This window comes from Sphingomonas larreae (assembly GCF_051400595.1).
In the GTDB taxonomy this organism is placed as follows: Bacteria; Pseudomonadota; Alphaproteobacteria; order Sphingomonadales; family Sphingomonadaceae; genus Sphingomonas.
In genome coordinates this window covers 596,178-621,930 of record NZ_JBLFFI010000003.1, presented here as the reverse complement: position 1 = coordinate 621,930, position 25,753 = coordinate 596,178, and the positions used below count along the sequence as shown (strand labels likewise).

General features: G+C 67.2%; 29 protein-coding genes. All 29 read left to right on the top strand.

Translation table 11 applies throughout. The annotated features are described in order from the left end of the window. The 29 genes from dxs to ACMGDM_RS14345 all read left to right on the top strand — a co-directional run bounded on the left by dxs (position 1) and on the right by ACMGDM_RS14345 (position 25,726). Complete coding sequence (gene dxs, locus ACMGDM_RS14485) at positions 1–1,920, top strand: 1-deoxy-D-xylulose-5-phosphate synthase (RefSeq protein WP_436804809.1); 1,920 nt, start codon at positions 1–3, stop codon at positions 1,918–1,920. 7 nt (positions 1,921–1,927) lie between these two features. Next, positions 1,928–2,332: a hypothetical protein gene (locus tag ACMGDM_RS14480; protein WP_436804808.1), complete on the top strand. Its 405-nt coding sequence runs from the start codon at positions 1,928–1,930 to the stop codon at positions 2,330–2,332. Positions 2,333–2,717: 385 nt separating this feature from the next. After that, positions 2,718–2,960, top strand: coding sequence for a ribbon-helix-helix protein, CopG family (locus tag ACMGDM_RS14475; RefSeq protein ID WP_311732365.1), 243 nt, complete (start codon positions 2,718–2,720; stop codon positions 2,958–2,960). Then, complete coding sequence (locus ACMGDM_RS14470; RefSeq protein ID WP_436804807.1) at positions 2,951–3,328, top strand: type II toxin-antitoxin system PemK/MazF family toxin; 378 nt, start codon at positions 2,951–2,953, stop codon at positions 3,326–3,328. The genes ACMGDM_RS14475 and ACMGDM_RS14470 overlap by 10 nt, the downstream gene beginning before the upstream one ends. A 23-nt stretch (positions 3,329–3,351) precedes the next feature. Then, the gene (locus ACMGDM_RS14465) at positions 3,352–4,260 is read left to right on the top strand and encodes a class I fructose-bisphosphate aldolase (protein WP_436804806.1); all 909 of its coding nucleotides are present in this window, start codon (positions 3,352–3,354) and stop codon (positions 4,258–4,260) included. A 6-nt stretch (positions 4,261–4,266) separates the two neighbouring features. Beyond that, on the top strand, positions 4,267–4,734 hold the full coding sequence (locus ACMGDM_RS14460; protein ID WP_436804805.1) for a hypothetical protein: 468 nt from the start codon (positions 4,267–4,269) through the stop codon (positions 4,732–4,734). Between the two features lie 21 nt (positions 4,735–4,755). Next, entirely contained in the window at positions 4,756–5,445 is a 690-nt protein-coding gene (gene thiE / locus ACMGDM_RS14455) for a thiamine phosphate synthase (RefSeq protein WP_436804804.1), read from the top strand. A 39-nt stretch (positions 5,446–5,484) separates the two neighbouring features. Beyond that, positions 5,485–6,483, top strand: coding sequence for a L,D-transpeptidase family protein (locus ACMGDM_RS14450; RefSeq protein WP_436804803.1), 999 nt, complete (start codon positions 5,485–5,487; stop codon positions 6,481–6,483). A gap of 7 nt (positions 6,484–6,490) precedes the next feature. Next, positions 6,491–7,102, top strand: a complete 612-nt coding sequence (locus tag ACMGDM_RS14445) for a M23 family metallopeptidase (protein WP_436804802.1) — start codon at positions 6,491–6,493, stop codon at positions 7,100–7,102. A 68-nt stretch (positions 7,103–7,170) separates the two neighbouring features. Further along, positions 7,171–7,734, top strand: coding sequence for an elongation factor P (gene efp / locus ACMGDM_RS14440; protein ID WP_183943118.1), 564 nt, complete (start codon positions 7,171–7,173; stop codon positions 7,732–7,734). A gap of 265 nt (positions 7,735–7,999) precedes the next feature. Beyond that, on the top strand, positions 8,000–8,812 hold the full coding sequence (locus tag ACMGDM_RS14435) for an inositol monophosphatase family protein (RefSeq protein ID WP_436804801.1): 813 nt from the start codon (positions 8,000–8,002) through the stop codon (positions 8,810–8,812). 145 nt (positions 8,813–8,957) lie between these two features. Continuing rightward, complete coding sequence (ndhC, locus tag ACMGDM_RS14430) at positions 8,958–9,332, top strand: NADH-quinone oxidoreductase subunit A (protein ID WP_183919549.1); 375 nt, start codon at positions 8,958–8,960, stop codon at positions 9,330–9,332. Further along, a complete protein-coding gene (locus ACMGDM_RS14425) occupies positions 9,302–9,892 on the top strand; it encodes a NuoB/complex I 20 kDa subunit family protein (protein ID WP_436804800.1) in 591 nt (196 codons plus the stop codon). Before ndhC ends, ACMGDM_RS14425 begins: the two co-directional genes overlap by 31 nt. After that, the gene (locus tag ACMGDM_RS14420) at positions 9,889–10,737 is read left to right on the top strand and encodes an NADH-quinone oxidoreductase subunit C (protein ID WP_436804799.1); all 849 of its coding nucleotides are present in this window, start codon (positions 9,889–9,891) and stop codon (positions 10,735–10,737) included. The genes ACMGDM_RS14425 and ACMGDM_RS14420 overlap by 4 nt, the downstream gene beginning before the upstream one ends. Then, entirely contained in the window at positions 10,734–12,014 is a 1,281-nt protein-coding gene (locus ACMGDM_RS14415; RefSeq protein WP_436804798.1) for an NADH-quinone oxidoreductase subunit D, read from the top strand. The genes ACMGDM_RS14420 and ACMGDM_RS14415 overlap by 4 nt, the downstream gene beginning before the upstream one ends. Then, positions 12,011–12,241 (top strand): hypothetical protein, encoded by a 231-nt coding sequence (locus tag ACMGDM_RS14410; RefSeq protein ID WP_436804797.1) that lies wholly within the window; start codon positions 12,011–12,013, stop codon positions 12,239–12,241. The genes ACMGDM_RS14415 and ACMGDM_RS14410 overlap by 4 nt, the downstream gene beginning before the upstream one ends. After that, positions 12,241–12,912, top strand: coding sequence for a complex I 24 kDa subunit family protein (locus tag ACMGDM_RS14405; protein WP_436804796.1), 672 nt, complete (start codon positions 12,241–12,243; stop codon positions 12,910–12,912). The genes ACMGDM_RS14410 and ACMGDM_RS14405 overlap by 1 nt, the downstream gene beginning before the upstream one ends. Next, positions 12,912–13,145: a hypothetical protein gene (locus ACMGDM_RS14400; protein WP_436804795.1), complete on the top strand. Its 234-nt coding sequence runs from the start codon at positions 12,912–12,914 to the stop codon at positions 13,143–13,145. The genes ACMGDM_RS14405 and ACMGDM_RS14400 overlap by 1 nt, the downstream gene beginning before the upstream one ends. Beyond that, positions 13,145–14,455: an NADH-quinone oxidoreductase subunit NuoF gene (nuoF, locus tag ACMGDM_RS14395; protein ID WP_436804794.1), complete on the top strand. Its 1,311-nt coding sequence runs from the start codon at positions 13,145–13,147 to the stop codon at positions 14,453–14,455. The genes ACMGDM_RS14400 and nuoF overlap by 1 nt, the downstream gene beginning before the upstream one ends. Next, positions 14,455–16,449 carry an NADH-quinone oxidoreductase subunit NuoG gene (nuoG, locus tag ACMGDM_RS14390; protein ID WP_436804793.1) on the top strand — a complete coding sequence of 665 codons (1,995 nt, stop codon included), beginning with the start codon at positions 14,455–14,457 and terminating at the stop codon, positions 16,447–16,449. The genes nuoF and nuoG overlap by 1 nt, the downstream gene beginning before the upstream one ends. After that, on the top strand, positions 16,446–17,492 hold the full coding sequence (gene nuoH / locus ACMGDM_RS14385; RefSeq protein ID WP_436804792.1) for an NADH-quinone oxidoreductase subunit NuoH: 1,047 nt from the start codon (positions 16,446–16,448) through the stop codon (positions 17,490–17,492). Before nuoG ends, nuoH begins: the two co-directional genes overlap by 4 nt. 1 nt (position 17,493) lies before the next feature. Continuing rightward, the gene (gene nuoI / locus ACMGDM_RS14380; RefSeq protein WP_436804791.1) at positions 17,494–17,979 is read left to right on the top strand and encodes an NADH-quinone oxidoreductase subunit NuoI; all 486 of its coding nucleotides are present in this window, start codon (positions 17,494–17,496) and stop codon (positions 17,977–17,979) included. 111 nt (positions 17,980–18,090) lie between these two features. Then, positions 18,091–18,702, top strand: a complete 612-nt coding sequence (locus tag ACMGDM_RS14375) for an NADH-quinone oxidoreductase subunit J (RefSeq protein ID WP_436804790.1) — start codon at positions 18,091–18,093, stop codon at positions 18,700–18,702. A gap of 8 nt (positions 18,703–18,710) precedes the next feature. Beyond that, the gene (nuoK, locus tag ACMGDM_RS14370) at positions 18,711–19,025 is read left to right on the top strand and encodes an NADH-quinone oxidoreductase subunit NuoK (protein WP_436804847.1); all 315 of its coding nucleotides are present in this window, start codon (positions 18,711–18,713) and stop codon (positions 19,023–19,025) included. Between the two features lie 7 nt (positions 19,026–19,032). Further along, on the top strand, positions 19,033–21,204 hold the full coding sequence (nuoL, locus tag ACMGDM_RS14365; RefSeq protein ID WP_436804789.1) for an NADH-quinone oxidoreductase subunit L: 2,172 nt from the start codon (positions 19,033–19,035) through the stop codon (positions 21,202–21,204). Between the two features lie 13 nt (positions 21,205–21,217). Further along, complete coding sequence (locus tag ACMGDM_RS14360) at positions 21,218–22,756, top strand: NADH-quinone oxidoreductase subunit M (protein ID WP_436804788.1); 1,539 nt, start codon at positions 21,218–21,220, stop codon at positions 22,754–22,756. Then, positions 22,756–24,216: an NADH-quinone oxidoreductase subunit NuoN gene (gene nuoN / locus ACMGDM_RS14355; protein ID WP_436804787.1), complete on the top strand. Its 1,461-nt coding sequence runs from the start codon at positions 22,756–22,758 to the stop codon at positions 24,214–24,216. Before ACMGDM_RS14360 ends, nuoN begins: the two co-directional genes overlap by 1 nt. Then, entirely contained in the window at positions 24,183–24,926 is a 744-nt protein-coding gene (locus tag ACMGDM_RS14350) for a biotin--[acetyl-CoA-carboxylase] ligase (RefSeq protein ID WP_436804846.1), read from the top strand. Before nuoN ends, ACMGDM_RS14350 begins: the two co-directional genes overlap by 34 nt. Positions 24,927–24,937: 11 nt before the next feature. After that, complete coding sequence (locus ACMGDM_RS14345) at positions 24,938–25,726, top strand: type III pantothenate kinase (protein ID WP_436804786.1); 789 nt, start codon at positions 24,938–24,940, stop codon at positions 25,724–25,726. Positions 25,727–25,753: the final 27 nt, after the last annotated feature.

Below are 25,753 nucleotides of genomic sequence, written 5' to 3'. Positions count from 1 at the left end.
ATGGCTGATGCCCCCGATACCCCGCTGCTCGACACGGTCGAGACGCCCGACTCGCTCCGCACCCTGAAACCTGACCAGCTCCGCCAGCTCGCCGACGAACTGCGCCAGGAGACGATCTCCGCCGTGGGACAGACCGGCGGCCATCTCGGCTCCGGCCTCGGTGTGGTCGAGCTGACGGTCGCGCTCCACTATGTCTTCGACACCCCGCGTGACCGCCTGATCTGGGACGTCGGTCACCAATGCTATCCGCACAAGATTCTCACCGGGCGGCGCGATCGTATCCGTACGCTGCGGCAGGGCGGCGGGCTCTCCGGCTTCACCAAGCGCAGCGAAAGCGAGTATGATCCGTTCGGCGCGGCGCACAGCTCCACCTCGATCTCGGCCGCGCTCGGGTTCGCCACGGCCAACAGGCTGAGTGACGCGCCGGGCAAGGCGATCGCGGTGATCGGCGATGGCGCAATGTCCGCCGGCATGGCCTATGAGGCGATGAACAACGCCGAGGCGGCGGGCAACCGCCTGGTCGTGATCCTCAACGACAATGACATGTCGATCGCGCCGCCGGTGGGGGGCCTGTCGGCCTATCTCTCGCGCATGGTGTCGAGCCGCGAGTTCCTCAGCGTCCGGGAGCTGATGAAGCGGATCGCACGGCGGCTGCCGCGGCCCTTCCACACCTCGCTGCGCAAGACCGACGAATATGCGCGCGGCATGACGATGGGCGGCACGCTGTTCGAGGAGCTGGGCTTCTATTACGTCGGCCCGATCGACGGCCACAATCTCGACCATCTCATCCCCGTGCTCGAGAACGTCCGTGACGCGGCGGAGGGGCCCATCCTCGTCCATGTCGTCACCAAGAAGGGCAAGGGCTATGCGCCCGCCGAGAAGGCGGCGGACAAGTACCACGGCGTGCAGAAGTTCGACGTGATCACCGGCACCCAGGCCAAGGCGCCGCCGGGACCGCCGGCCTATCAGAACGTCTTCGGCCAGGTGCTCAGCGCGGCGGCGGACAAGGATCCGCGGGTTTGCGCGATCACCGCGGCGATGCCGTCGGGCACCGGGCTCGATCTGTTCGCCAACGCGCATCCGGAGCGCTTCTTCGACGTCGGCATCGCCGAGCAGCATGCCGTAACCTTCGCCGCCGGACTCGCGGCACAAGGGATGCGGCCGTTCTGCGCGATCTACTCGACGTTTCTGCAGCGCGCCTACGACCAGGTGGTGCACGACGTTGCGATCCAGAACCTGCCAGTGCGGTTCGCGATCGATCGCGCCGGGCTGGTCGGCGCCGATGGCGCGACCCACGCGGGCAGCTTCGACGTCACCTATCTTGCCACTTTGCCCAACATGGTGGTGATGGCGGCGGCGGACGAGGCCGAGCTGGCGCATATGGTGCAGACCTGCGTCGAGCATGACTCGGGCCCGATCGCGGTGCGCTACCCGCGCGGCAATGGCACCGGGGTGGCGCTCCCCGCCGAGCCCCAGGCGCTCGAGATCGGCAAGGGCCGCGTGGTGCGCGAGGGCAAGAAGGTGGCGATCCTGTCGCTCGGTACCCGGCTGGGCGAGGCGCTCAAGGCGGCCGACGCGCTCGATGCCAAGGGGCTGTCGACCACGGTGGCCGACCTGCGCTTCGCCAAGCCGCTCGACGAGGCGCTGATCCGCCGGCTGCTCACCGCGCACGAGGTGGCGGTGACGATTGAGGAGGGCGCGATCGGTGGCCTCGGCGCGCACGTGCTGACGCTCGCCTCGGATGAAGGGCTGACCGACGCGGGCCTGCGCATCCGCACGATGCGGCTGCCCGACCTGTTTCAGGACCAGGACAAGCCCGAGGTCCAATATGCCGAGGCGGGTCTCGACGCCGACGCAATCGTGCGCACCGTGTTGACCGCGCTGCGCTACAACGAGGCGGGCGCGATCGCACGCGCCTGACGCGGGCGTGACCGACTGGGAGAAGGTCGGCGCGCTCACCGCGCTGTACGTGATCGGCGCGCTCTGGGCCAATTGGCTGATGGTGCGGCGGGTGCGCGGCGCGGTGGCGGCCCGCGCGGCCTGGACCGTGGCGGACTTCGACGCTTGTTTTCCTGAGCTCGACCCGCGCGTCGCGCCGGCGGTGCGCGCCGCGCTCGTGCCGTTCTATGGCGCCGGCGTGGTGCCGCGCCCGGAGGACACGCTGCCCCGGTTCCTCAAGCTCGACCGAGGTGAGGTCGAGGACGTGGCGCTCGATGCGGCGGCACGGCTCGGCCTGTCGGCGGCGACCGAGCGGGAGGCGCTGCTCGTGGCGGACCTGCCGGATGTCGCGGCGCTGGTGCGGTATCTCGGAGGAAGGATGGCGGCGCGCTGAAACCCTTCCCGCGAGCGAGGCGGGGAACCGCGCGCCGCAGCCGGGTCGGGGGAGGGGGCTCTCCCCGCAGCGCCGCGCCTGCGGAAGACTCCCTTCGACCAGCCATCGGCTGGCCCCCTCCCGTGCGGGGGAGGATTTCGGCACCAATGGACCGCCAGCGGCAACCCGTTGCGCCCTTACGCATTCTTCCGGGCGCCGATCGCATGTTGAGAAAGTTGAGGCGCTGGCGCAGCACGGCTCAACATTCGAGCCCGGCCGATGCGCGTGCCCGCTAAATTAACCGTGAGAAAGAGCCGCGCGATCCTCGCACGTCGTCGCCGACGTAGGAAAGACGAGGCTTGCCAAGGTAGCGCCGCCACACTATCGTTTAACGCGTTAAACGGAGGTGAGGTTGCTTGGCGTCAGGCTCGACACGGAACTCGAGGAGCGGCTCGCCGCGGTCGCGCGGACGCAGGGGCGTAGCAAGAGCGACATCGCGCGCGAGGCGGTGCGGCGTTATGTCGAGCTGCACGACGAGGCGTTCCGACGCGAGGCGCGGCGCCAGTCGTTGCGCGCGTCGCGGCGGGACACGCAGCAGGATTATGCCTTTTGGGAGACGATCGAGGCGGAGGACTCGGCGTGGCGGTGACGCTGGCGGAACAGTCCGCCGCGCCTGACACCGCGCCCGTGATCACGCACGGCGCGATCGTCGAGCTCGCCGCCCCCGCGGATGCGACCGGCGGCCCGCGCGTCTGCGTCGTCGTCCAGGCGGATCTCTTCAACGAAACGCACGCTACCGTTACGCTCTGCCCGCTCACCGCGGTGGTCGGCGGTGAGTCGCTGTTCCGGGTGGCGATCTCGCCGCAGGAGCATACCGGGCTCACGGTCGAGTGCGAGGTGCAGGTCGACCGGATCACGTCGGTGCGACGTCACCGTATCGTCAAGCTGCTCGGCCACGCCTCGGCGACCCGCATGGAGCAGGTCGACCAGGCGTTGCGCCGCTGGTTAGCGCTTTAAGTACAACTGGATAGGGACGAATTATGACCCCGATCGTGAAGTCCATCCTCGACAAGTACGAGGCCACCAGCCCGGCGATCAAAGCCAATCTCGCGCGCATCCTGATGCACGGCAAGCTCGGCGGCACGGGCAAGCTGATCATCCTGCCGGTCGATCAGGGCTTCGAGCACGGCCCGGCGCGCAGCTTCGCGGTCAACCCGCCGGCGTACGACCCGCACTATCACTATCAGCTCGCGATCGACGCCGGCCTGTCGGCCTATGCCGCGCCGCTCGGCTCGCTCGAGGCGGGGGCGGACACGTTCGCGGGGCGCATCCCGACCATCCTCAAGCTCAACAGCTCGAACAGCTGGGCGACCCGCAACGCGCAGGCGCAGACCGGCAGCGTCGAGGACGCGCTGCGGCTCGGCTGCGCCGCGATCGGCTTCACCATTTATCCTGGCTCGGAGGACATCTTCGAGTCGATGGAGCAGATCCGCGGGCTGCGCGAGGAGGCCGCCGCGGCGGGCCTCGCGACGGTGATCTGGAGCTACCCGCGCGGCGGCAAGCTGAGCAAGGACGGCGAGCTGGCGCTCGACGTCAGCGCCTATGCCGCGCACATGGCGGCGCTGCTCGGCGCGCACATCATCAAGGTCAAGCTGCCGACCGCACATATCGAGCAGCCCGAGGCGCAGAAGGCCTATGAGGGGACCGACTGGTCGAACCAGGCGGACCGGGTTCGCCACGTCGTCCAGTCGAGCTTCGCGGGCCGGCGTATCGTGGTGTTCTCGGGTGGTGCGGCGAAAGGGATCGACGCGGTTTATCAGGACGCGCGCGACATTCTGGCGGGCGGCGGCAACGGCTCGATCATCGGGCGCAACACCTTCCAGCGCGAGCGCGGCGAGGCCTTGGCGATGCTGGAGAAGCTGGTCGCGATCTACAAGGGCGAAGAGTAAGCGCCGATGCGCGCCACCTTCTACTATCACCGCGGAATCGCGCCGATGATGTGGATGTTGGTGGCGCTGATGTCGGTAGAGATGTTGGTTGTCCACGCGCTGCTCGCCTTCTGGTGGCCGCGCGTGGCGCTGACGCTGACACTGGTATCGCTCGGGACGATGGCGTGGTTGATCCACGCGATCCGCTCCTTCCGGCATCTTCCCGTGCTGATCGACGGCGACCTTCTGGTGCTGCGCGTCGGTCGGTTACGTAGCGTGGCCGTGAAGCGCACGCGCGTGGCACGATTGCGCGCGTCTGAGTGGACCCATGCCGAAGTGCGCGCCCGCGACGTGCTCAACCTCGCGCTGATCGCCTTCCCGAATGTCTGGATCGACCTCGCTGAGCCGGTGTCGGTCGGTCGCCGCCGTATCGTCGCAATTGCACATCGCTTCGACGATCCGGCCGCGTTTGCAGCGGCGTTGTCCTTGCGGTGATGGTCCGCTAGTCGCACGCACATGACAGACGACCCGCTCGGCCCGCTTGACCCTGATTTCGCCGTCAACTTTAAGCGCGACGATCGCCGGCCACCGTGCCAGCTCTACCTAATCTCGCCACTGGACGTGACCGGCGCCTTCCCCGACCGGCTCGCGCGCGCGCTCGACGCCGGCCCGGTCGCGGCGTTCCAGTTCCGCGTCAAGCATGTGGACCAGCACCAGGCGGCGCGGCTCGCCGAGCCGCTTCAGGCGATCTGCGCCGAGCGTGACGTCGCCTTCATCGTCAACGACAGCGTCAGCCTCGCCAAGCGGCTCGGTGCCGATGGCGTCCACCTCGGACAGGAGGACGGCGACGCGCGCGAGGCGCGCGCGATCCTCGGCCCCTCGGTCCAGATCGGGGTGACCTGCCACGACAGCCGCCATCTCGCGATGGAAGCCGGCGAGGCGGGCGCCGATTATGTCGCGTTCGGCAGCTTCTATCCCACCACCACCAAGGAGGTGAAGCACCGCGCCGAGCCGGTGATCCTGTCGTGGTGGTCGGCGGTGTTCGAGCTGCCCGCGGTTGCGATCGGCGGCATCACGCCCGCCAACGCCACTCCGCTGATCGATGCGGGTGCCGACTTCATCGCGGTGTCGGGCGCGATATGGGGTGGCGACGAAGCAGCGGCGGTGCGCGCCTTCGCCGATCTGCTGGAGCCGGGACGCGGCTGAGTCGTTACGCCTCTCACACGTTCGTGAGAGGTGGTGCCGATGCGTTTCAAGTCTCTTCTCGCCGGGGTCGCGGCCTTTGCTCCCGTTACGGCCGCCGCGCAGGCGCCTGCAACCCCGCCGCCGATCGACCGCAACATCCTCCACGTCCAGGTGATCCTCGACCATCTCGGCTTCGCGCCCGGCATTCTCGACGGGCGCGGCGGCCAATCGCTCGAGCTCGCGTTGCGCGGGTTTCAGGAGAGCCGGGGGCTGCCGAAGACGGGCAAGCCCGACGCGGCGACGATGCGCGCGCTCTACCCGTACCGCGCGGCGCGTCCGACCGTCACGATCAAGCTGACCCCCGATATGGTGCGCGGTCCGTTCCTCGGCGCGATTCCGCACGACTATAATAAGCAGGCCGAGCTGCCGACGCTCGGTTACCGCTCGCCGATGGAGAAGCTGTCCGAGATGTTCCATACCACCCCTGCGGTGCTGATGGCGCTCAACTCGCCAGCGACGCGGATCGCGCAGGGCGCGACGGTGACCTTCCCCAACGCGCTGCCGACCTCGCGCAATTACCCGGGCGACATCAGGCCGGAGTGGCGCCAGACGCTGACGATGCTCAACGTCGACGCCGCCTCGCCGCAGGGCGACAGCATCGTCGTCGACAAGTCGGAAGGGTCGCTGCGGGTGCTCGACAAGGCGGGCAAGCTGGTGGCGCAATTTCCGGTGACGACCGGCAGCCAGCACGACCCGCTGCCGCTCGGCACGTGGAAGATCCAGGGCAAGGATTATAATCCAAAGTTTCACTACAATCCCGCTTTGTTCTGGGACGCCAAGAAGAACGACCAGAAGGCGATGCTGCCGCCGGGGCCCAATGGCCCGGTCGGCGTGGTGTGGATCGACCTTTCCAAGCCGCACTACGGCATCCACGGCACGCCCGAGCCGTCGACGATCGGGCGCAGCGAGAGCCACGGCTGCATCCGCATGGCGAATTGGGACGTGGCGCGGCTGACGTTGATGCTCGGCAACGGCGCCAAGGCGGTGTTCAAGGCATGAGGCGCGCGTGACGAGACTCGGCTGGGGCATTCTAGCGCTGATCGTCGTCGCGGTCGCGGGGTTCGTGTCGCTGCTCGAGCCGCATCGGCCCGGGCGAGGCGGTGGCGGCGCCGGGGCGCCGTCGCTCGCCGCCGCGCCCGGTGCAGGAGCGCCGACGCCGGTGGCGGCGGTGCCCGGCAAGCTGCTGGTCCCGGTCGCGGGTGTGGAACGCACCGCGCTGCGCTCCTCCTGGGGTGATACGCGCGGAGACGGCACGCGCGAACATCAGGGGCTCGACATCATCGCGCCCGCCGGCACGCCGGTGCTCGCCGCCGCCGCCGGCCGGGTCGAGAAGCTGTTCCAGAGCGGGCTCGGCGGGACGGCGCTTTACCAGCGCTCCGCGGATGGCGCGTGGGAGTTCTATTACGCGCACCTCTCCGGCTATGCGCCCGGTCTGGCCGAGGGGCAGGCGGTGCGCGCCGGGCAGGTGATCGCCTATGTCGGCGACACCGGTGACGCCGGACCGGGCAATTACCACCTGCATTTCGGCGTCAGCCGGATGCCCGCGGGCGCACGCTGGTGGCAGGGCGAGCCGCTCGATCCCTATCCTTTTCTTGCCGTAAGCGCCGCCAGCCGCTAGAGCCGCGCCACCCGGCGCCCCGCTGACCAGCGGCGGTGCCCCAGTTCTGTTGACATAGGCACGGCCCCATGAAGATCAGCGGCGTGGACATCCGTCCCGGCAATATCATCGAGTACGAAGGCGGCATCTGGCGCGCGGTCAAGATCCAGCACACCCAGCCCGGCAAGGGCGGGGCGTATATGCAGGTCGAGCTCAAGAACCTGCGCGACGGCCGCAAGAACAACGTCCGCTTCCGCTCGGCCGAGACGGTGGAGCGCGTGCGGCTCGATACCAAGGACTTCCAGTTCCTGTTCGCCGAGGGCGACGGCCTGGTGTTCATGGACAAGGACACCTACGATCAGGTGACGCTGCCGCGCGACCTGCTCGGCGATGCCGCCGCCTTCCTGCAGGACGGGATGGACGTGGTGATGGAGCTCTACGACGAGGAGCCGATCAGCGTGCAGCTGCCCGACACGATCGAGGCGACGATCGTCGAGGCCGACGCGGTGGTGAAGGGGCAGACCGCCTCGTCGAGCTACAAGCCCGCGATCCTCGACAATGGCGTGCGCGTGATGGTGCCGCCGCACATCAGCAGCGGCACGCGGATCGTCGTCGACGTCTATGAGCAGACCTACGTCCGCCGCGCCGACTGATCCGACAAGCTTTGTCCCTGCAAGGACTGATCTGCGAAACGTCCGAACGCTCCTCCCCATCGTCATCCCGGACCTGTTCCGGGAACCACTCCTTCGCAAAAGCAACGCTTCAGGGGTGCGCGGCACGGTGAATTCCGGAAGAAGTCCGGGATGACGGAGAGAGTGTCGCGAAGACGCCATCTCTGCGGGGACGGAAGTTAGGCTCCACTCTCTCACAGAGTGGGGCGAAGATGGCCCTCCGCCGCGGAGGGAGGAGTATGACGAGATGCCTTCCCATTCCGGCCTGTTCACGGTCATCGAGCGCGCCGCACGCAAGGCCGCGCCGCGGCTGCGGCGCGACTTCAACGAGGTTCAGCACCTCCAGGTGAGCCGCAAGGGCCCCGCCGACTTCGTGAGCCAGGCCGACCAGCGCGCCGAGCGGACGCTGTACGACGAACTCTCCAAGGCGCGCCCCGACTGGGGCTTCGTGATGGAGGAGGGCGGCACGATCGAGGGCGATCCGAGCAAGCCGCGCTTCATCATCGATCCGCTCGACGGCACCAGCAACTTCCTCCACGGCGTGCCGCATTTCTGTATCTCGATCGCGGTCGAGGAGCCGCTCGCCAACGGCAAGCGCGAGATCACGACGGCGCTGGTCTATCAGCCGCTTACCGACGAGAGCTTCTGGGCCGAGAAGGGCCGCGGTGCGTGGCTGCAGGACCAAAGGCTGCGCGTGTCGTCGCGGCGCGATCCGTCCGAGGCGCTGGTGGCGACCGGCATCCCCTTCATGGGTCATGGCGACTTCGTGCAATGGACGCGGATCTTTGGCGCAGTGGCGCCGCAGGTGGCGGGCATCCGCCGGCTCGGCGCCGCGGCGCTCGACCTCGCCTGGGTCGCCGCGGGCCGGTTCGACGCTTATTGGGAGAGCGACCTCAAGCTGTGGGACGTTGCCGCGGGCATGCTGCTGGTGAAGGAGGCGGGCGGCTTCGTCACCGACTTCCGCGGCGGCGATCGCCCGATCGAGCGCAACGAGTTTCTCGCCGCGAACGACGGACTGCATTCCAAGCTCCACAAGATGGTGGCGCAGGCGCTCCGCTGAGCCTTGGGACGGGCGCGCCGCGTATCGGTGCGCCGACAGTTCACCTGCGATTCATTCTCAGCGTTGCCGGCCTTGCCCCCTTTGGGGGAGGGGTCTAGAGCGTCCGCATTCCATTCGCACCTGCGAGAGAGGCGAGAGAGACATAGTGGTCGATCTGTCGCAATATCTGCCGATCCTCCTGTTCCTGGGAGTGGCGCTCCTGCTGTCGAGCGCGTTCGTGTTCCTGCCGATGGCGGTCGCCAAGCTGACCGGCACCGCCAAGCCGACGCCCGAGAAGCTGTCCGAATATGAATGCGGCTTCCCCGCGTTCGAGGACAGCCGCTCGCAGTTCGACGTTCGTTTTTATCTCGTTGCCATCCTGTTCATCATCTTCGATCTCGAGGCGGCGTTCCTATATCCTTGGGCGGTAAGCGTTTTCTCGCTCGGATGGACTGCATGGATCTCGATGATGATCTTCATCGCCGAACTCGCGCTCGGCCTGGTATACGCATGGAAGAAGGGAGCGCTGGAGTGGGAGTAGAAGCGCACTCCGGGCCGATCGGGCTCGTCAACAACCCGGAGCCGGCGGGCGGCATCGTCGCGCCCGATCAGGGCTTCTTCGATGGCCTCAACGGCGAACTCAACGACAAGGGCTTCTTGGTCACCTCGACCGAGGAGCTGTTCCAATGGGCGCGCACCGGCTCGCTCTGGTGGATGACGTTCGGGCTGGCGTGCTGCGCGGTGGAGATGATCCACGTCAACATGCCGCGCTACGACATGGAGCGGTTCGGTGCCGCGCCGCGTGCGTCGCCGCGCCAGTCGGACGTGATGATCGTCGCGGGCACGCTCTGCAACAAGATGGCGCCGGCGCTGCGCCGCGTCTACGACCAGATGTCTGAGCCCAAGTACGTCATCTCGATGGGTTCATGCGCCAACGGCGGCGGCTATTATCACTATAGCTACAGCGTGGTGCGCGGCTGCGATCGGGTCGTGCCGGTCGACATCTACGTGCCCGGCTGCCCCCCGACCGCGGAGGCGCTGCTGTACGGTGTCATGCAGCTCCAGCGAAAGATCCGTCGGTCTGGGAGCATCGAACGGTGAGGGCGCCCGCTCCCGCTTTTGCGGCGAATCTCAACGACGCGACGATCGAGTCCGCGCGCGGCGCGATCGGTGCGGGCTTGCTCGACGCGGTCGCGATCGCGGGCGAGGTGCAGCTGCACGTGACCCGCGAGGCGCTGGTGCCTGCGCTGATCGCGCTGCGCGACACCCCCGGACTCGAATATCAGCAGCTGATGGAGATTGCGGGGGTCGACTATCCGGATCGCGCGGAGCGGTTCGAGGTGGTTTATTGCCTGCTCTCGCTGACGCGCAATCACCGGCTCCACGTCCATGTCGGTGCGACCGAGGACACGCCGGTGCCGTCGGTGACCGAGCTGTGGCCGGTCGCCGGCTGGCTCGAGCGTGAGGTGTACGACATGTTCGGTGTGCTGTTCGCGGGCAACCGCGACCTGCGCCGTATCCTCACCGATTATGGCTTCCGCGGCCATCCGTTCCGCAAGGACTTCCCGCTGAGCGGCTTCGTCGAGATGCGCTATTCGGAGGAGCAGAAGCGCGTCGTGTACGAGCCCGTGAAGCTCGCGCAGGATTTCCGCACCTTCGACTTCATGAGTCCGTGGGAGGGCGCGGAATACGTGCTGCCTGGCGACGAGAAAGCCAAGCTGCCGGAAGCCAAGGGCGCGCCGACGCCGGCGACCGCGACCGAGGTACAGAGGGCCGGCGCGACCGAGACGCCGAAGCAGGCGGCGTCCGCCTCGAGCGAGCCGTACGCCAAGAAGGACGCGACCAGCACCGCCGAGACCGGCGCGGGTCGCAGCGAATCCGCCGGCGCGCCCAAGCCGGCCGACCCCGACGTCGTGCCGACGAAGGGCGGAGGGCAGAACCAATGACCGACATGCTCGTCGAGAAGGACCAGGCGGTCGACCGCGAGGTCGATCCCGCGGTGGAGAAGATCGTCCACGCCACCGACGCCTCGCACCCGAGCGAGGGTGACGTCGCGATCCAGAACTACACGATCAACTTCGGCCCGCAGCACCCTGCGGCGCACGGCGTGCTCCGTCTCGTCATGGAGCTCGACGGCGAGATCGTCGAGCGCATCGATCCGCACGTCGGCCTGCTTCACCGCGGCACCGAGAAGCTGATCGAGTACAAGACCTACGCGCAGGCCATCCCCTACTTTGACCGGCTCGATTACTGTTCGCCGATGTGCATGGAGCATAGCTTTGTGCTGGCGGCGGAGAAGCTGCTCGATCTCGAGGTGCCGCTGCGGGCGCAGTACATTCGTGTGCTGTGTGCAGAGCTGACGCGTATCAAGAATCACATGCTCAATCTGGGCTCGCACATCATGGACGTCGGCGCGATGACGCCGAACCTGTGGCTGTTCGAGATTCGCGAAGATTGCATGAACTTCTACGAGCGGATCTCCGGCGCGCGCATGCACGCCAATTATTTCCGCGTCGGCGGCGTCCACCAGGACGTGCCGCTCAAGGTGCTGACGGACATCGCCGACTGGCTGGACACGCGGCTGCCGCGACTGTTCGAGGACGCGATCAGCCTGGTGGCAGACAATCGCATCTTCAAGCAGCGCAACGTCGACATCGCCACGGTGAGCCGCGAGGACGCGATCCGCTGGGGTTTCTCCGGGCCGATGATCCGCGCCGCGGGCATCCCCTGGGATCTGCGCAAGTCGCAACCCTATGACGTGTACGATCGCATGGACTTCGACGTGCCGGTCGGCACGCGCGGCGACTGCTACGATCGCTTCATGGTGCGCGTCGAGGAGGTCCGCCAGTCGGCGCGGATCATGAAGCAGTGCCTCGCCGAGATGCCCGAGGGGCCGATCGCCTCGGCCGACCGCAAGGTGGTGCCGCCCAAGCGCGCCGAGATGAAGCGCTCGATGGAGGCGCTGATCCACCACTTCAAGCTCTACACCGAGGGCTATCACGTCCCCGCGGGCGAAGTGTATGTCGCGACCGAGAGCCCCAAGGGCGAGTTCGGCGTGTATCTGGTGAGCGACGGCTCGAACAAGCCGTATCGCTGCAAGATCCGCCCGACCGCCTTCTCGCATCTCCAGGCGATGGACTTCATGAGCCGCGGCCACATGCTCGCGGACACTACCGCGATCCTGGGTGCGATGGATATCGTGTTCGGCGAGTGCGACCGGTGACGACGGCGGTCACCAACGAGCTGATCTACGCCGCCTTGCAGAAGATGCAGGGCGACATGGCGGAGCTGAAGTTCGACGTTCGTGACCTGAAGGTGCGGATGACGATGGTCGAGGAGCATCTCGGCAGCTCTCTTATCGCGACGTCGGGCGTCAACATTCGTCCCGATCGTCTCAATGATCGTGTCGAGCGGATCGAGAACCGCCTCGACCTTACGGAACACCGCTGATGGCCGACGCACCTAGTATCCCCGACGAGGCCGAGACCCGCGCGCGCTGGGGCGCGTTCCAATGGAGCGACGACAGCCGCGCGAAACGCGACGCGATCCTCGCGCGCTATCCCAAGGGTCGTGAGCAGTCGGCTTCGATCCCGCTGCTCGATCTCGCGCAGCGCCAGGTCGGCGCCGAGACGCAGACGCAGGGATGGCTGCCCGTGCCCGTCATCGAGTTCGTCGCGCGCGAGATCGGCGTGCCGTACATGCGCGTGTACGAGGTCGCGACCTTCTACACGATGTTCAACCTCGCGCCGGTCGGCCGCTTCCACGTTCAGGTGTGCGGCACCACGCCGTGCATGCTGCGCGGCTCGGACGACGTGCTCGCCGCGTGCAAGAACAAGGGGCTGATCAAGGGCAAGACCACGCCCGACGGCCTGTTCACGCTCACCGAAGTGGAGTGCATGGGCAATTGCGCCTCGGCGCCGATGGTCCAGGTCAACGACGACAATTACGAGGACCTCGACTATGATCGCACCGTCGCGATCATCGAGGCGCTCGCCAACGGCCAGACGCCCAAGCCCGGCACGCAGGAGCCCGGCCGTCACACGGTCGAGCCCAAGGGCGGCCCGACGTCGCTGACCGCGATGGTGACCGAGAACCACGATTATCGTGGGGAGTGGGCGTGATGGGTGAGATCGACATCGCCAGCCATACCTTGGAGCTTCTCAAGCGGCTGAATGGCAAAATGGACTCGTTCGGCCTGGAACTGGGTGACCTGAAGATGCGCATGGCGTCGGTGGAGGACCATCTCTCGGGCCTTACCGTCTCGAACGCCGGGATCACGCATCGGCTGGATCGGATCGAGGGCAGGCTCGACCGGATCGAGCGCCGGATCGACCTGCGGGATGGGAACGCGTGATGCTCGCCGACAAGGACCGCATCTTCACCAACGTCTACGGCTATCAGTCGTGGCGGCTCGACGCTGCCATGGCGCGCGGCGATTGGGACAATACCAAGGCGCTGCTCGAATTGGGGCAGGACAAGATCATCGACGTCATCAAGTCGTCGGGGCTGCGCGGGCGCGGCGGGGCCGGGTTCCCGACCGGCACCAAATGGTCGTTCATGCCCAAGGAGCCCAAGCCCGACCGGCCGAACTTCCTGGTGATCAACGCCGACGAGTCCGAGCCGGGCTCGTGCAAGGACCGCGAGATCATCCGCCACGATCCGCACAAGCTGATCGAGGGGGCGCTGGTGGCTGGCTTCGCGATGCGCGCGCGTGCGGCGTACATCTACATTCGCGGCGAATATATCCGCGAGGCCGAGACGCTCTTCGCCGCGGTCGCCGAGGCCTATGACAAGGGGCTGGTGGGCAAGAACGCCTGCGGCTCGGGCTATGACTTCGACGTCTTCGTTCACCGCGGCGCCGGCGCCTATATCTGCGGCGAAGAGACCGCGATGCTCGAGAGCCTCGAGGGCAAGAAGGGCCAGCCGCGGCTCAAGCCGCCGTTCCCGGCGGGTGCCGGCCTGTACGGCTGCCCGACGACGGTGAACAACGTCGAATCGATTGCGGTGGCGCCGACGATCCTGCGTCGCGGCGCGGCGTGGTTCTCCAGCTTTGGCGCGGAGAACAACCGCGGCACCAAGCTCTTCCAGATCTCGGGCCATGTGAACACGCCGTGCGTGGTCGAGGAGGCGATGAGCATCCCGTTCCGCGAGCTGATCGAGAAGCATTGCGGCGGCATCCGCGGCGGCTGGGACAATCTGCTCGCAGTGATCCCGGGCGGCTCGTCGGTGCCACTGGTGCCTGCCAAGGACATCATGGACGCGCCGATGGACTTCGACGGCCTCAAGGCGGTCGGTTCCGGGCTCGGCACCGCCGCGGTGATCGTGATGGACAAGTCGACCGACGTGGTTCGCGCGATCAGCCGGCTGTCCTACTTCTACAAGCACGAGAGCTGCGGCCAGTGCACGCCATGCCGCGAGGGCACCGGCTGGATGTGGCGCGTGATGGAGCGGCTGCGCACCGGCGACGCCGATATCTCCGAGATCGACATGCTCCAGCAGGTCACCAAGCAGGTCGAGGGCCACTCGATCTGCGCTTTGGGCGACGCCGCGGCCTGGCCGATCCAGGGGCTGATCCGCCACTTCCGCCCCGAGTTGGAGCGTCGCATCAACGAGCGCAACGGAAACGGGGGCGACCTGGCCCCGATGCAGGAAGCTGCCGAGTAATGCCAAAGGTCAAAGTCGACGGAGTCGAGATCGAGGTGCCGCAGGGCGCCACCGTGCTGCAGGCGTGCGAGCTCGCCGGCAAGGAGATCCCGCGCTTCTGCTATCACGAGCGGCTGTCGATCGCGGGCAATTGCCGCATGTGCCTCGTCGAGGTGAAGCCCGGGCCGCCCAAGCCGCAGGCGTCGTGCGCGCTGCCGGCTGCGGAGAACCAGGAGATCTTCACCACTACCCCGATGGTGAAGCATGCCCGCGAGGGCATCATGGAATTCCTGCTGATCAATCACCCGCTCGATTGCCCGATTTGCGATCAGGGCGGCGAGTGCGACCTGCAGGACCAGTCGGTCGCTTATGGCCGCGGTCACTCGCGCTATGCCGAGAACAAGCGCGCGGTGACCGAGAAGTATATGGGTCCGATCGTCAAGACGATCATGACCCGTTGCATCCAGTGCACGCGCTGCGTCCGCTTCGCGGAGGAGGTCGCCGGCGTGGAGGAGATCGGTGCGATTTATCGCGGCGAGAACATGCAGATCACCTCCTATCTCGAGGAGGCGGTGTCGAGCGAGCTGTCGGGCAATGTCGTCGACCTGTGCCCGGTCGGCGCGCTGACCAGCAAGCCCTATGCCTTCGAGGCGCGGCCGTGGGAGCTGCGCAAGACGCTGACGATCGACGTGATGGACGCGGTCGGCACCAACATCCGGCTCGACAGCCGCGGTCGCCAGGTGCTGCGCTGCGTGCCGCGCGTCAACGACGAGGTCAACGAGGAGTGGGCGACCGACAAGACGCGCCACGCCGTCGACGGCCTGGTGCGCAAGCGGCTCGATCGCCCCTATGTACGGCGCGACGGCAAGCTCCACCCGGTGACGTGGGACGAGGCGTTCGCGGCGATCGCCGCCGTCGATCACGGCGGCTCGGTCGCGGCGGTCGCGGGCGATCTGGTCGACTGCGAGACGATGTTCGCGGCCAAGGCGCTGCTCAAGGAGCTCGGCTCGTCGCTGCTCGAGGGGCGGCAGACGGGGATGGACTATGACGCCTCCAGCCTCGCCGCGGTGAACTTCAACACCACGATCGCGGGCACCGAAGAGGCGGACGCGATCCTGCTGGTGGGCACCAACCTGCGCTGGGAAGCGCCGCTGGTGAACACGCGCATTCGCAAGGCGATAAAGAAGGGCGCCAAGGTCTTCGCGATCGGCCCCGAGGCCGAGCTGACCTACAAGGTCGAGTGGCTCGGCGCCGACCTCGCAGTGCTCGGCAACCTGCCGGAGCGGGTCACCGAGGCGTTCGCCGGGGCGGCCAAGCCGATGGTGATCGTCGGCGGCGCGGCGCTCAGGGGCGCGCACGGCGCGGCGCTCGGGCTGGTCGACAAGCTGGGCCTCGTCAAAGATGGCTGGAACGGCTTCAACGTCGTCCACATGGCCGCGAGCCGGATGGGCGGTCTGATGCTCGGTTATGCGCAGAAGGCCGGGATCTCCGCGCTGTACGACGCCAAGCTGAGCTTCTTCCTCGGCGCCGACGAGTGCGACCACGCGCGTTTCACCGGCTTGAAGGTCTATGTCGGCCATCACGGCGACCGCGGGGCGCACCACGCCGACGTGATCCTGCCGGCGGCGAGCTATGCCGAGAAGTCGGGCACCTACGTCAACCTCGAGGGGCGCGTGCAGCGCGGCGAGCGCGCGGTGTTCCCGCCGGGGGACGCGCGCGAGGACTGGACGATCTTCCGCGCGCTCAGCGAGAAGCTCGGCAGCACGCTGGCGTTCGACACGATCGACGAGCTGCGCGCCGCGATGGCGCTCGACTGCCCCGAGCTGGCGACGCTGGGTCTCAAGACCTTCGCGTGGAACCCGCCGGCGCTCGGCGGCACCGCCGAAGGCGTGCTCGACGGCTATCCGATCAAGGACTTCTACCTCACCAACGCGATTTGCCGCGCGTCGCCGACGATGCAGCGCTGCTCGGCCGAACTGGTCCATGGTGAAAGTTTCGCGGAGGCGGCGGAGTGACCAGCTTCTTCAATACGACGGTGGGCCTGCCTTATGGCTGGGCCTGGTTCCTGGCGACGATCGTGGGCATCCTCGCGATTGCGCTGCCGCTGATGCTGTCGGTGGCGATGATCATCTACGCCGATCGCAAGATCTGGGCGGCGATGGCGCTGCGTCGCGGCCCGAACGTGGTCGGCCCGTTCGGTCTGCTCCAGTCGTTCGCCGATGGCCTCAAGGTGTTCCTGCAGGAGACGATCGTCCCCTCGGCGGCGAACCGGGGGCTGTTCCTGCTCGCGCCGATCATCACCTTCACGGTGGCGCTGATCGTCTGGGCGGTGGTGCCGTTCCAGCCGAGCGTGGTGCTCGCCGACATCAACGTCGGCCTGCTCTACGTGCTCGCCGCGTCCTCGCTGGGCGTGTACGGCATCATTCTCGCGGGCTGGTCGTCCAACTCGAAATATCCGTTCTTCTCGGCGATCCGCGCCGCGGCGCAGATGGTGAGCTACGAGGTCGCGATCGGCTTCGTGCTGATCTCGGTGGTGATGTGGGCAGGGACGTTCAACCTGACCGGCATCGTCGAGGCGCAAAAGGGCCTGTACGGCTTCATCAACGGCTTCGGGTTCAACCCTTTGCTGTTCCCGATGAGCGTGGTGTTCCTGATCTCGTCGCTGGCGGAGACGCAGCGCGCGCCGTTCGACCTCACCGAGGCGGAGAGCGAGCTCGTCGCGGGCTACCAGACCGAATATAGCTCGATGGCGTTCGCGCTCTACTGGCTTGGCGAATATGCCAACGTGCTGCTGATGTGCACGCTCAACGCGACGTTGTTCTGGGGCGGTTACCTGCCGCCGTTCGACTGGGCGCCGCTGTACGCGGTGCCGGGAATTATCTGGCTGTTCATCAAGATCCTCGCCTTCTTCTTCGTGTTCTCGTGGATCAAGGCGACGGTGCCGCGCTACCGCTACGACCAGCTGATGCGGCTGGGCTGGAAGGTGTTCCTGCCGCTGTCGCTGTTCTGGGTGTTCCTGGTGTCGGGCGTGCTGATGTTCATGCGCGTGGGAGTTTGAAATGGGTATCGCGCAGACGATCAAGGCGTTCACGCTCTACGAGTTCGTGAAGGCGCACGCGCTGACGCTGAAGTATTTCTTCAAGCCGAAGGCGACGATCAACTATCCGTTCGAGAAGAACCCGCTCTCCCCGCGTTTCCGCGGCGAGCACGTGCTGCGCCGCTATCCCAATGGCGAGGAGCGCTGCATCGCGTGCAAGCTGTGCGAGGCGGTGTGCCCGGCGCAGGCGATCACGATCGAGGCCGAGCCGCGTGACGACGGCAGCCGCCGCACCACGCGCTACGACATCGACATGACCAAGTGCATCTACTGCGGGCTGTGCCAGGAGGCCTGCCCGGTGGACGCGATTGTCGAGGGACCGAACCTCGAATTCGCCACCGAGACGCGCGAGGAGCTGATCTACGACAAGGCCAAGCTGCTCGACAATGGCGACCGTTGGGAGCGCGCGATCGCGGCGAACCTTGCCGCCGACGCGCCGTACCGGTAGGCGCTCGCGTGAATTCAGGGGTCGACATGATTCTGACGGACACCACCGCGGCTACGGCCGCGGTTTTCTCGACCGCGCGCCGCCGCGGCGCCGACGTGGGGGCAGCGTGAGATGATCCAGGCCATCGCCTTCTATCTCTTCGCGCTCGTCGTGCTGGTCTCGGGCGCAATGACGATCTCGTCGCGCAACCCGGTCCACTCGGTGCTGTGGCTGATCCTCGCCTTCTTCAACGCGGCCGGGCTGATGGTGCTGGTCGGCGCCGAGTTCATCGCGATGCTGCTGGTGATCGTCTACGTCGGCGCGGTCGCGGTGCTGTTCCTGTTCGTCGTCATGATGCTCGACATCGACTTTGCCGAGCTGCGCGCCGGGTTCGTGCGCTATTTCGGCATCGGGCTGGTGCTGGCCGTGGCGCTGGTGGCGGAGATCCTGATCGGCGTCGGCGCGTGGAGCGCGGGCGGAATCGACCTCGCGCGGCGCGCGGCGCCGACCGTCGCTGCCAAGGCGAACATCGTCCAGATCGGCGAGCTGCTGTACACCCGCTACCTCTTCATCTTCGAGGGGGCCGGGCTGGTGCTGCTGGTGGCGATGATCGGCGCGATCGTGCTGACCCACCGCGAGCGTTCGGGCTCGCGCTACCAGAACATCGCGCGACAGAACGCGCGGCGGCCGCAGGATGCGACTCGCAACATGCGGCCGGAGATCGGCCAGGGGGTACAGCTGTGAGCGGAGCCATGTCGGGCGGGGTGAGCCTGATCCACTATCTGGTGGTGGCGGCGCTGCTGTTCACCATGGGGGTGCTGGGCATCTTCCTGAACCGCAAGAACATCATCGTCATCCTGATGGCGATCGAGCTGATCCTGCTGGCGGTGAACATCAATCTCGTCGCCTTCTCGGCGGCGCTCAACGATCTGGTCGGCCAGGTCTTCGCGATGTTCGTGCTGACCGTCGCGGCCGGCGAGGCCGCGATCGGGCTCGCCATCCTCGTGATCTTCTTCCGCGGCCGCGGTTCGATCTCGGTCGATGATCCCAGCCGGATGAAGGGGTAATCCGCCCGTGACGTCGATCCTCTTCATCGTCTTCGTGCCGCTGGTCGCGGCTGTCGTCGCCGGCTTCGTCAACAAGTCGTTTGGCGCGACGCTGCCCAAGGCGATCACCACCGGCGGGCTGTTCCTCGCGAGCGCGCTGTCGTGGCCGATCTTCATCGGCTTTCTCACCGGCGCCAACGCGGCGACGGTGACACCGGTGCTGCACTTCATCCACTCAGGCACGTTCGACGTGTCCTGGGCGCTGCGCGTCGACGCGCTCACCGCGGTGATGCTGGTGGTGATCACCAGCGTCTCGGCGCTCGTCCATCTGTATAGCTGGGGCTATATGGCGGAAGACCCGGACCAGCCGCGCTTCTTCGCCTATCTGTCGCTGTTCACCTTCGCGATGCTGATGCTCGTGACCGCGGACAACCTCATCCAGATGTTCTTCGGCTGGGAGGGCGTGGGCCTCGCGAGCTATCTGCTGATCGGCTTCTGGTTCCGCAAGCCGAGCGCCAATGCCGCAGCGATCAAGGCCTTCGTCGTCAACCGCGTCGGCGACCTCGGCTTCATGCTCGGCATCTTCGGCACCTATCTCGTCTTCAACACCGTCTCGATCCCGGCGATCCTCGCCGCGGCACCGTCGATGGCGGGCTCGACGATCGGCTTCCTGTGGTTCCGCGCCGATACGATGACGGTGCTGTGCCTGCTGCTGTTCGTCGGCGCGATGGGCAAGTCGGCGCAGCTCGGCCTCCACACCTGGCTGCCCGACGCGATGGAGGGCCCGACCCCGGTGTCGGCGCTGATCCACGCCGCGACGATGGTGACCGCGGGCGTGTTCATGGTGTGCCGCCTGTCGCCGATGTTCGAGACCTCGCCGACCGCGATGGGTTTCGTGACCTTCATCGGCGCCGCAACTTGCCTGTTTGCCGCAACTGTCGGCACGACGCAGACGGACATCAAGCGCGTGATCGCTTATTCGACCTGCTCGCAGCTGGGTTACATGTTCTTCGCCGCGGGCGTCGGCGCTTATGGCGCGGCAATGTTCCACCTCTTCACGCACGCCTTCTTCAAGGCGTTGCTGTTCCTGGGCGCTGGCTCGGTGATCCACGCGATGCACCACGAGCAGGACATGCGCTATTACGGCGGGCTACGGAAGGCGATCCCGATCACCTTCTGGGGCATGCTGCTGGGCACGCTGGCGATCACCGGTGTGGGGATCTACGGCGTGGGAGGCTTCGCGGGCTACCATTCGAAGGACGCGATCATCGAGGTTGCCTGGGCGGCCGGCTCGCCGGTGGCATCGATGGTGGGCGTGTTCGCCGCGCTGCTGACGAGCTTCTACTCGTGGCGCCTGATGTTCCTCACCTTCTGGGGTGAGCCGCGCTGGGCCGCCTCGGAGCATATCCAGCACGCGCTCCACGACGCGCACGGCCACGACCACGCGCATGACGCGCATCACGATCATGCGCACGATGCGCACGCTCATGACGGCCACGAGGCGCATGCGGCAGAGCATGGCAGCGCGCATGCGCACGGTCACGACGACGCGCACCATCCCGATCCCGCGGGCGAGGATTCGGGCCACGCGCCGGCTGTGGAGTCACGCGGGTTCAACGAGATCCCCAAAGGAACCGGGGGCTATCACCCGCACGAGAGCCCGCTGCCGATGCTGATCCCGCTGATCGTGCTGTCGATCGGCGCGGTCGCCGCGGGCTTCGTCTTCCATCACTGGTTCATCGACCCGGAGTCGGCGGGCGGCTTCTGGAAGGGCGCGCTCTACTTCAACGAGCATCTCATGCATGCGATGCACCAGGTGCCGCTGCTGGTGCAGCTGGCCGCGACGATCGTGATGCTCAGCGGGTTCGTGATCGCCTACCTGACGTACATCCGCTCGCCCGAGCTGCCGGCGAAGTTCGCCGACACCTTCCAGCCGCTCTACCAGTTCCTGCTGCGGAAATGGTATTTCGACGAGCTGTACCACTTCCTGTTCGTCCGCCCCGCGTTCGCGATCGGGCGCCTGCTGTGGCACCGCGGCGACGAGGGGACGATCGACCGGTTCGGGCCGAACGGCTCGGCCTGGGTGGTGCAGGTCGGCAGCCGCGTCGCCGGCCGCCTGCAGACCGGCTATGTCTATACCTACGCGTTCGTCATGCTGATCGGGCTCACCGCCGCGATCACCTGGGCGATCGCGGGCTGAGGGGCTCCATCACGTGTCGTTCCCGATCCTCTCGCTGATGCTCGCGATCCCGGCCGCCGCGGCGGTCGCGTGCCTCTTCCTCTCCGCCTCGACGGCGCGCTGGACCGCGCTGGCGGCGACGCTGGCGAACCTCGCGCTCGGCGTCGTGCTGTGGCTGTCCTATGACATCGGTGGCGCGCAGTGGCAGTTCGTCGAGTACGCCCCGCTGTTCGGCCGCTTCGGCTGGGCGCTCGGTATCGACGGCTATGCGCTGCTGCTGATCGTGCTGTCGGTGTTCCTGATGCCGATCTGCATCGGCGCCAGCTGGCAGGCGATCGAGAAGCGCGTGCCGGAATATATGAGCGCGTTCCTGTTCACCGAGGTGCTGATGATCGGCACGTTCGCGGCGCAGGACCTGTTCCTCTTCTACATCTTCTTCGAGGCCGGCCTGATCCCGATGTTCCTGATCATCGGCATCTGGGGCGGCGCGAACCGGATCTACGCCTCGTACAAGTTCTTCCTGTACACGTTGCTCGGCTCGCTGCTGATGTTCATCGCGATGCTCTATATGAGCATCACCGCGGGAACGACGAGCATTCCGGCGCTGATGAACTACGACTTCCCGCCGCAGGTGCAGACCTGGCTGTGGCTCGCCTTCTTCGCTTCCTTCGCGGTGAAGATGCCGATGTGGCCGGTCCACACCTGGCTGCCGGACGCGCACGTCCAGGCGCCGACCGCGGGCTCGGTGATCCTGGCGGGCGTGCTGCTCAAGCTCGGCGGCTACGGCTTCCTGCGCTTCAGCCTGCCGATGTTCCCCGAGGCCTCGGCGCAGCTGGTGTGGCTGGTGTTCGGGCTGAGCGCGGTGGCGGTGATCTACACCAGCCTGGTCGCGCTGGTGCAGTCCGACATGAAGAAGCTGATTGCTTATTCCTCGGTCGCGCATATGGCGATCGTGACGATCGGCCTGTTCGCGTTCAACGCGCAGGGGATCGAGGGTGCGATGATGGTGATGCTGGGCCACGGCCTGGTGTCGGGCGCCTTGTTCCTGTGCGTCGGCGTGATCTACGACCGGCTCCACACCCGCGAGATCAGCCGCTACGGCGGTCTGGCGATCAACATGCCGCGCTACGCCTTGCTGTTCCTGCTCTTCACCATGGCCTCGATCGGTCTGCCGGGGACGAGCAACTTCGTCGGCGAGATCCTCAGCCTGATGGGCACCTATCAGGTGTCGACCACGGTCGCGCTGCTGTGCACCACCGGGATCATCCTCGGCGCAGCGTACATGCTGTACCTGTACCGTCGCGTCGTGTTCGGCGAGATCAAGTCGGAGGAGGTTCGCGCCATGTCCGACCTCAGTCCGCGCGAGCTGTGGCTGCTCGCCCCGATCGCCGCTGCGGTGCTGTGGATGGGCGTCTATCCGGAGAGCTTCCTCGCGCCGATGCGCAAGGACACGCAGATCCTGCTCGCGCGGATCGATCGCGCGCGGCCGGCGGGTGATTCGCTGCCGACCAAGGGGACGGGGATCGTGCCCGCCGCTCATGCCGACACTCACGCGCAAGGGAGCGCGCACTAATGGATTATGCCGCGAACCTCGCGATGACGCTGCCCGAGCTCGTGCTCGCGCTCGGCGGCATCGCGCTGATGCTGGTCGCCGCCTGGGGCGGGCCGAACTCGACCAAGGCGGTGTCCTGGGCCGCGGTGGCGGTGCTCGCCGGCGCGCTGATCGCGCTGACCGGACCGGCCTCCTCGGGCGGCTCCGCTTTCTACGGCCTTTACCGGGCTGATAGCTTCGCCGCTTTCTCCAAGGTGCTGATCTACGTCGCCGCCGCCATCGGCATCATCATGGCGCCGGGCTTCTTCGAGCGGACCGCGGGCGACAATTTGCGCCCTGAATATCCCGTGCTGATCCTGCTGTCCGCGGCGGGCATGGGGATGATGGTCTCGGCCGCCGACCTGCTGACGCTGTACGTCGGGCTCGAACTGCTGAGCCTGGCCAGCTACGTGCTCGCCAGCTTCATGCGGCAGGACGCGCGCTCGGCCGAGGCGGGGCTGAAATATTTCGTGCTCGGCGCGTTGGCGAGCGGCATCCTGCTCTACGGCATCAGCCTGGTCTATGGCTTCACCGGTTCGACCTTGTTCGACGAGATCGCGGGTGCCTATGCCGCCGCGCCGCTGACCGGCGACGCCAAATCGGTCGGGTTGCTGTTCGGGCTGGTGTTCGTGTTCGCTGGCATCGCCTTCAAGATCTCGGCGGTGCCCTTCCACATGTGGACGCCGGACGTGTACGAAGGCGCGCCGACGCCGGTGACCGCCTATTTCGCCTCCGCCCCTAAGGTGGCCGCGGTGGCACTGGGTGTGCGCGTCGCGGTCGAGGCGATGGGGCCGGCCGAGGAACAGTGGCGTCAGATCGTGATCTTCGCCGCGCTCGCCTCGATCCTGCTCGGCGCGGTCGCCGCGATTGGCCAGCAGAACATCAAGCGCCTGCTCGCTTACTCGTCGATCAACAACGTCGGATTCGCGCTGATCGGTCTCGCCGCGGGCACACAGGAGGGTGTCGCCTCGGTGCTGACCTATATGGCGATCTACATCGCGATGACGCTCGGCAGTTTCCTGGTCGTGCTGCAAATGCGCGACGCGGACGGCCAGCCGATCGAGACGATCGCCAGCCTCGCCGGCCTGTCGCGCACGCGGCCGGGCCTGGCGGCGGCGCTGGCGATCTTCATGTTCTCGCTCGCCGGCATCCCGCCGCTGTTCGGCTTCTACGCCAAGTTCGCGGTATTCTACGCCGCGGTGCAGGCCGGGCTGTTCCCGCTGGCGGTGGTCGGCGTCGTGTTCAGCGTGATCGGCGCTTATTACTACCTGCGCCTGGTCAAGACGATGTACTTCGACGAGCCGGTCGGCGTGTTCGGCGAGGGTGACCGGCTCGAGGGTGGACTGATCGCCGCCGCGGCGGTGATCGTGTCGCCGCTCGGCTATCTCGCCATCCCCGCGCTGTCGGCCTGGACGCTGGCGGCGGCCGCGAGCCTGTTCTGACGCGCACGCTCCACGTACCCGAGACCGGCTCGACCAACGCCGACCTGCGCTCCTTCGCGCGCGACGGCTATGGTGAGCACGGGCTCTGGCTCCGCGCCGACCGCCAGACCGCGGGGCGCGGGCGCGAGAGCAGGACGTGGGTCTCGCCGGCCGGGAACCTCTACGCCAGCACGCTCGTCCGCCTCGCCGCGGCTGACCCGCCCGCGCCGACGCTCGCGCTGGTCGCGGCGGTGGCGCTGGAGGAAACGGTGCGCGCGACGTTGCGCGACGCCGACGCGCTGCTGATCAAATGGCCGAACGACCTGCTGCTGGGCGGGGCAAAGCTCTCGGGCATCCTGCTCGAACGGGTCGAGGACTGGGTGGTCATCGGCTTTGGTGTCAACGTCACGCACCACCCGGATCTCGCCGATCGTGCCACCACCAGCCTCTGCGCCGCCGGCGCGGCGGTCGAGGCGGCGACGCTGCAGGGCGAGCTCGCAGAGGCGCTCGCGCGCTGGTTGGGACGCTGGCGGGAGGAGGGGCTCGCCCCCGTCGTCGAGCGCTGGCGCGAGCGCGCCCATCCGCCAGGCACCGAGCTGCGCGCGCGCCTGCCCGACGGGAGCGAGTGGATCGGGCGCTACGAGACGCTCGACCCCAGCGGCGCGCTCGTCCTTCGCTTGGCGGACGGCAGCGCGCGTGTCATGCACGCGGGCGACATATTCCTGCTGTGAGAGAGGGTGCGATGCTGCTCGCGGTTGACGCCGGCAACACCAACGTGGTCTTCGCGCTGGTCGACCCCGCCACCCGCGCGATCCGCGCGCGCTGGCGCATCGCCACCGACCCGCGCCGCACCGCCGACGAATATGCGGTGTGGCTGAGCCAGTTGCTCGCACTCGAGGGCTATAGCCGCGACGACGTCGCTGCGGTGATCGTCTCCACCGTGGTGCCGCGCGCGCTCCACAATCTCGAAGTGCTCGCCGCGAAGTATTTCCGCACCGACGCGCTGATCGCGGGGCGCGCGCCGCTCGACTGGGGCATCGCGATCGACGTCGACGAGCCGAGGAGCCTCGGCGCCGACCGCGCGGTCAACACGATCGCGGCGCACGCACTCCACGCCGGCGACCTGATCGTGATCGACTTCGGCACCGCGACGACCTTCGATCATTCCGACTATACCGGCGCCTACAAGGGCGGGATCATCGCGCCCGGCATCAACCTGTCGCTCGACGCGCTGGTGATGGCGGCGGCCAAGCTGCCGCGGATCGCGATCGAAGCGCCTGCTACTGACAGCGTGATCGGGCGCAACACCGTCGACCAGATGAACATCGGCATCTATTGGGGCTATATCGCGATCATCGAGGGCTTGGTGGCGCGGATGCGGCGCGAGATCGCTCGTCCCGTCAAAGTGATCGCTACCGGCGGCCTCGCCACGTTGTTCGAGCGCCACACCGACGTGTTCGACGCGATCGAGCCCGATCTCACGATCCAAGGGCTGGCGATCATGTACGAACGCGCCCATATATCCAAGTGAACGCTTCGCCGGCGCGCAGTCCGGCCC